The organism is Roseofilum sp. Guam, assembly GCF_017746735.1.
Lineage (GTDB): Bacteria > Cyanobacteriota > Cyanobacteriia > Cyanobacteriales > Desertifilaceae > Roseofilum > Roseofilum reptotaenium.
The window spans coordinates 35,454-41,453 of record NZ_JAGHZN010000058.1; the positions used below are offsets into that span (position 1 = coordinate 35,454).

7 protein-coding genes are annotated in these 6,000 nt (G+C 44.4%); 4 read left to right on the plus strand and 3 right to left on the minus strand.

The features are described 5' to 3' along the window. Positions 1 to 31 precede the first annotated feature (31 nt). The 3 genes from J7529_RS20160 to J7529_RS20170 form a co-directional block, all read right to left on the minus strand. Positions 32 to 1,693 carry an ABC transporter substrate-binding protein gene (locus J7529_RS20160; protein WP_318730451.1) on the minus strand — a complete coding sequence of 554 codons (1,662 nt, stop codon included), beginning with the start codon at positions 1,691 to 1,693 and terminating at the stop codon, positions 32 to 34. 163 nt (positions 1,694 to 1,856) lie between these two features. After that, positions 1,857 to 2,438, minus strand: coding sequence for a hypothetical protein (locus J7529_RS20165; protein WP_318730452.1), 582 nt, complete (start codon positions 2,436 to 2,438; stop codon positions 1,857 to 1,859). 17 nt (positions 2,439 to 2,455) lie between these two features. Next, entirely contained in the window at positions 2,456 to 2,698 is a 243-nt protein-coding gene (locus J7529_RS20170; protein WP_271940571.1) for a hypothetical protein, read from the minus strand. A gap of 164 nt (positions 2,699 to 2,862) precedes the next feature. Here J7529_RS20170 and clpS point away from each other — a divergent pair, with 164 nt between their 5' ends. From clpS to J7529_RS20190, 4 genes are all read left to right on the plus strand, one after another. Next, positions 2,863 to 3,189, plus strand: coding sequence for an ATP-dependent Clp protease adapter ClpS (gene clpS / locus J7529_RS20175; RefSeq protein WP_278003107.1), 327 nt, complete (start codon positions 2,863 to 2,865; stop codon positions 3,187 to 3,189). Positions 3,190 to 3,208: 19 nt separating this feature from the next. Next, complete coding sequence (locus tag J7529_RS20180) at positions 3,209 to 3,544, plus strand: DUF2103 domain-containing protein (RefSeq protein ID WP_318730453.1); 336 nt, start codon at positions 3,209 to 3,211, stop codon at positions 3,542 to 3,544. A gap of 150 nt (positions 3,545 to 3,694) precedes the next feature. Beyond that, positions 3,695 to 4,675 (plus strand): hypothetical protein, encoded by a 981-nt coding sequence (locus J7529_RS20185; protein ID WP_318730454.1) that lies wholly within the window; start codon positions 3,695 to 3,697, stop codon positions 4,673 to 4,675. Between the two features lie 33 nt (positions 4,676 to 4,708). Next, a complete protein-coding gene (locus J7529_RS20190) occupies positions 4,709 to 5,788 on the plus strand; it encodes a hypothetical protein (protein ID WP_318730455.1) in 1,080 nt (359 codons plus the stop codon). Positions 5,789 to 6,000 lie beyond the last annotated feature (212 nt).

A 6,000-nucleotide genomic window follows, 5' to 3' on the forward strand; every position in this document is an offset into this window, starting at 1 on the left:
ATTCCCTAGCGCGAAGCACTATAAATAAGCTCTAACTTTTAACTCGCGTAATTTTCCCATAGGGAATGGATTGATTGGCTTCAATAATCACGCCTCCAATGTTTTTCTGGGCGAATATATAATCTTTATCAAACCAGAGGGGAATATAGGGGACTTCTTCTGCTAATCGCTCTTGAATTTCGACGAGGAGCAAGCGACGTTTTTCTGGATCTTGTTCTTGCCGTTGTTGGGCAATTAAGTCATTGACGCGGGGATTATAGTAAAAGGAGCCGTGATATTGACTTGCGCCAGCTTTACAGCCATCGGTTTCTGAGCCTTCAGTACATTCGAGAAAGGGTTGTATATAGTTATCTGGATCGAGGAAATCGGCGTACCAATCGAGCATAAATGTGGGATAAACGCCTTTATCTAGGTTTTGGAATGCGGTGGCGGATTCGACGGAGTTGGGTTGTATATCTAAAAGCCCTTCCAGTTGAGTATCGGCGATCGCCTTCAGGGTACTCGCAATTAATCCCCGTTTGGTGGAGCTGGAGGGATACCAAATCTCCACAACTGCCGGTTTATCGACGGAATAACCGGCTTCGGTTAACAGTTTTTTCGCCAGTTCCACGTTTCCATCGCCATAGAGAGTTTTAAAAACCGGTTCTGAAGCGGCAAAGGTTTTGGGTATTAAGGTATACGCAATTTCTGCTTGCCCTTGCAAAACGCGATTGTTAATGGTGGGGCGATCAGTGATTGCGGCTAAGGCTTGGCGAACGGGGAGTTGATTGAGCGGATCGGATTGAACATTAACAATAATATAGTTCAATGTGTTACCTTCAGCAGCAATTTCTTGCCATCCTTCTTTATCCATTTCTTTCTCTAAACTATCAATTTGATTGCTGTCTAATGCACCGAGACTTACGTCAATCGCTCCCGTACGAAAGGCGTTAAATAAGTTGGCAGGAGAAGAAAATACTTGAATGTCAATGCCTTCATTTTGTGCTACATCTCCCCAATAGTCAGCAAAGGGTTCTAATCGGAGGACATCGGGAGTGACTTTAGCTACTTTATAAGGGCCGGTTCCCACAAAGGTATCGGGCTGAAATTGAGCACTACCGATCTGATAGGATTGGGGTGAAATGGGGCAAAGTCCTGCAAATGCTAGAAGAGAGGTAAAGCCCGCAAAGGGTTGGTTGAGTTTGATCGCGATTTCATATTCTCCAGTCGCTTCAATGGATTCCACGATATCGGAGAGTAAAAAAGAGGGTCTGCCCTGGTTTTCCATAAACCGCTTGAGGGAAAATACCATGGCTTCAGCATTGAAGGGTGTGCCATCGTGGAATATGACTCCTTGACGCAAGGGAATCGTGTAGGTGAGCCGATCGCCGCCTATAATCGGTAATTCTGTTGCCAACTGTGGTATTAAGTCTGACGTGCCATCCTGGTAAGTATAAAGGCGATCGCCGATATTGTAGAGAACGTTGAGAGAGGGAATTTCATAGGCATCGGCTGGATCGAGGGTACGGAGTTTGAGTGTAGTGCCTAGAATTACTGGTTCATTTTCTCCCTTCGGAGTTTGGGTATTATTCGACTGGGGATTGCAGGCGATCGCTATGAAACAACAAACTAGCGCGATCGCCAAAAATTGACCGAAACGCTGCGATTGTTTTAACCAAGTAAATAGCAACTTCTCTCTTCCTTGCGTGACCATGGCTCTCATCATAGTACAGTGCAGTGCGCTAGAGGAAGGCAATAGGCATTCTAGAAATCGGGAAAACCTCGTTTTACTCTACCGCTTTGGGGGTTGCTGTACAAGATAGCAATTCGGGCGATCGCTTGGCACATTTAACTCAAACGTTGCAATAATAAGAGGTTTACAAGAAAATAATTAACCTAAAATAAAATAAAAACCACAAAATCACATAGGCACTATTGACTAAAACCATCAGGATTTTACCGAGCCACGATTGGACAAAAGACCAGCAATACACGGTTCCTCCCATCACTAAAAGTATTTCTAGAGCTGAAACCCAAACTCCATAATGGGCAGGATTCCAATAGGAAAAGGGACTAATGAAGCGATAATTGCTGAAGGGGAAGAAATGACGATGGGCATCGTCATGATGGACGGGTAAATCGAGGAGAGAATGACCGATTAAACCGAGGGCAAAGATTTCTAAGGGTTGCCAATTGAGCCAATAGCCTATGAGAAGAAGAATTGCTGCTAAGGGGATGGAATGGAAAAGGGCGATCGCCGTTTGCCACCCTTGAGCATAATAAGCTTCTGACCAAATGGTAGCTTCAGGGAGCTTTTGGATCAGTTTTGCCCAACCGTAAAATAGGAAAATTGGCACATCTGGCACAATTCCAGACAACAGGATTAAGAGATTGTACTCTGGGAAATTCGATTTTCCCAAAGCAGTCAAGTTTAAAATGGCGTGGCTGGGCGTATTCATAATCGCAAATCAGAATTTTAACGGATGGAAAATTCTAAAGATCGCACCTTCGAGTCTAAAGATCGTACCTTGGATTCTAGCTGACGGACTTGTTGATCGAGCAGACGCAGTTCTTGAGACAATATTTGTACCTCACTAGGACGGATATCTCGATTAAGGGGTTCGGGTGGATCGGACTGTCCGAAACTGGGCAATGAGAGTAGGCCTAAAATAACGGTCATCACGACCAATAAACTGATTAAAAAGGAGGAGGGTTTCATGTGAGAGAATGAGGAATAGGGAAGAGTTAGGGGTGAGGGTGGACAAGAGAAGGGACATCGGATTTGCTTCTACAACTCTTGCCCTGGATACCCTATAATTGCTATAATAAAATAGTGCAAGAAATTTTGATCTCTTTTGTCGATCAGTTGGCAAATTAGGGTTTATGCATCCGGTACTTTCGCCTCCGATTCGCAATATGGCAGCCGCTCCTACCCAGGCCCCTGAAAAGTCGGGCCAAGTTATCCGTAAGCCTTATCCGAATTACAAAGTCATTGTTCTTAATGATGATTTCAATACGTTCCAGCATGTTCATGATTGCCTGGTGAAGTATATTCCTGGCATGACAACCGATCTGGCTTGGGAGTTAACCAATCAAGTTCACTATGAAGGACAAGCCACGGTTTGGGTTGGCCCCCAAGAGCCGGCTGAACTATATCATCAACAGTTAAGTCGGGCGGGTTTAACGATGGCTCCCCTGGAAAAGGCTTAAGGGGTGGGGAGCAACGAGCATGGGCAAGAAGAAGAAAAAGAAGTCAGAATGCTCTGAGGCTCCATCAAAGTCTACTGAATCATCGGGTCGCTTGGTGTGGAATCATTCAACTCATTTGGAGGGGTTGATTCCAATTTTGGAGAAGTTGACGACCTATGAAGGCATTTCTACGATTACGCCAGGGGTTATTGGTCGGGTGAAAAGCCATATGCCCCATATGAAGTTAAAGGTTTCGGTTCCTATTCGGGGAGGGTTTAAGCTGATTGCTCGCCAAGGGAAGACGGTGCAGGAGGTGTTTATTGTAACGACTTTATCTCAAGCAGACCTGGAAGAGGCGATCGCTACAATCTTATAAGGAATACGTTCTGAGCCAGAAGGTTCATTCCATCAGATCGAGCTATTCCCAGTGTCCCCATAATCTATCAAAAATGGGGTTGACTTAAAATTCAATCCTGGTTATAGTGATGGTGTTGATGAAAATATCAAGTCTGTGAGGCCAGATGTAATGACCCCTACACCATCGAGTAAAAGTCACTTAATGCAAGCGTTTGAGAAGATTGTCAATGAGAGGAAATCCCCGAATGCGCGGGTAGAAACGAAGGAACAAGAAGCGCAACGAGAACAGAATCAGCAGGTGTTGGCTAAGGTTTCGAGTTATAGCCGCGATCGCCTGATTACGGGACTCGCCACTCTTCACTTAGATTTAGGCAATACCATTGAGCAGTTAACCGAGAAGTTATCCACAGAAACCGATAAGCTCAAGGAAATCAATCAGGCGATCGCCGTTAAACAGGAACAATTACAAGATCTCAAAAATGTCCGTATTGTTGCCGATGCTCTGCATCTTTTGACTCAAGAACATAATGCCAAACTGAATACATTCGAGGCTCAAATTACCAGTCAGCAAGAAGCCTTACAAAAGCAACAGGAATCAGTGCGTAAATTCTGGTCAAAAGAGCAACAAGAATATGAGGGTGTTCTCTCGGAAAAAACGGAACAGATTAACCGCGATCGCCAGCATGAAGAAACCGATTTTCAATATGAATTAGAGCGCTTGCGGCAAATGGAATCAGACGACTATGAAGAGCGCAAACGGCAACTCGAACACGAACTTCGTCAGCGTCAACAACAACTCGATAAAGACTGGCAACAGCGCGAAAAAGTCCTCAACGATCAAGAAGCAGAATACACCGAATCTTGTCAAACAATTGCCGGTTACGAAGAAGAACTCAAACAAGCTTACACTACAGCCAAAGAAGAAGCCATTCAAGAGGCCAACCGTGAAGGCAAAGTCAAGTCCGATCTTTTAGAAAAAGAATGGACAGGCATTCAACAGGGATACGAATTGCAAGTTCAATCCCTAGAAACAACCATTGAACGGCAAACTGAACAAATCACCGCTCTTTCTGAACAACTACAAGCTGCCGTTAATCAAGCTAAAGAACTGGCGATGCGAGCCTTTTCTAGTTCCGGCAATAATAATTAATTTCTCTGTCCCCACGATTGATGAATTTTAACCATGGCTAAAAAACTGACAAGTCGCAATACAAAATCAGAAATTCTTGCCTCTTATCAAGAATTGCTGCAAGAGAAAAAAGATCTAGAAAACAAAATCGCCCAAACCGCCGAGCTAAAACAAGCACAACCTTTGGTAAAACCGACTCCCGTAATTGAACATCCCAGCGCCCAGAACTCAGTACACCGAGTGACAGAACCTATGAAAAAAGTCTTGCAAGATTTAGAACAAATTCAAGCCACCTTTGGCGGAGCCTTAAATGAGCTTTCCGATCAACTTTTAAAAGAAGCGAGTGAACTCGAAGAAGTTGAGGAACAGGTGCGTTTAGAACAAGAACAATTGCAACAGTTACATGATTTAGAAGTGGCTGAAACCACCTTAGACGAATTGATTGAACAATATCAAACCCAGGCAAAAACCTTTGAACTCGAATGGGAAGAGCAACGAGAAACCCTAGAGCAAAGTTTAGCGGAAGCCCAACAAGCTTGGGACAAAGCACGCCAAACCCATCAACGGGACATTCAAGAGCGCGATCGCACCAGTCAGACGCACCAAGACCGGGATGGACAAACCTATGACTATAATTTGCAACTCCAACGCAAGTTGAATACAGAAACCTATCAGCAAACGCGAGAGCAGCTAGAGCAAGAGCTTTTGGAGTTGCGGGAAACCCAAGAGCAAACCTGGCAAGAGCGAGAGAAGGCGATCGCCGAACGGGAAAAAGCCTATACTGAAGCAAAAGCCAAAGTAGAAGCCTTTCCGGAAGAATTACAAGAGAACACCAAACGCGGTAAGGACAACGGTCGCAATATTGGTCACTATCAAGTCAAAATTAAAGCCGATCTGCGCACTCAAGAAATGGAAAGCCAGAAGAAAATCTATGAGTTGCGCTTACAAGGCTTATCCGAAACCATTCAGAATCAAGAAAACCGGATTCAAAATCTCTCCCAACAATTGGATTCCGCCTTGAAACAGGTACAAGATTTAGCTGTCAAAGCCATTGAAGGAGCCTCAAATCTTAAATCTTCTGAGGCGCTCAAAGAAATTGCCCTGGAACAAGCGAAACAAATGAAAGGGAAATAAGTTTGATGGGGGTATTTACCCTCACGATTACAGATTTGGGAGTAGTTTGGGAATTGCACAATTGCGGGTGGATGCAAAGCAATTCCCAATTTTTTGATTTCACACCATATAGTGCTTCATAGTGCTTCGCGCTGTGCGACCCGTTCAGCCTAAATTGGGTACTTGTACTCAAGGGAAGGCTGGCAAGGTTAAGAAATGTTGCCAAATGAGTG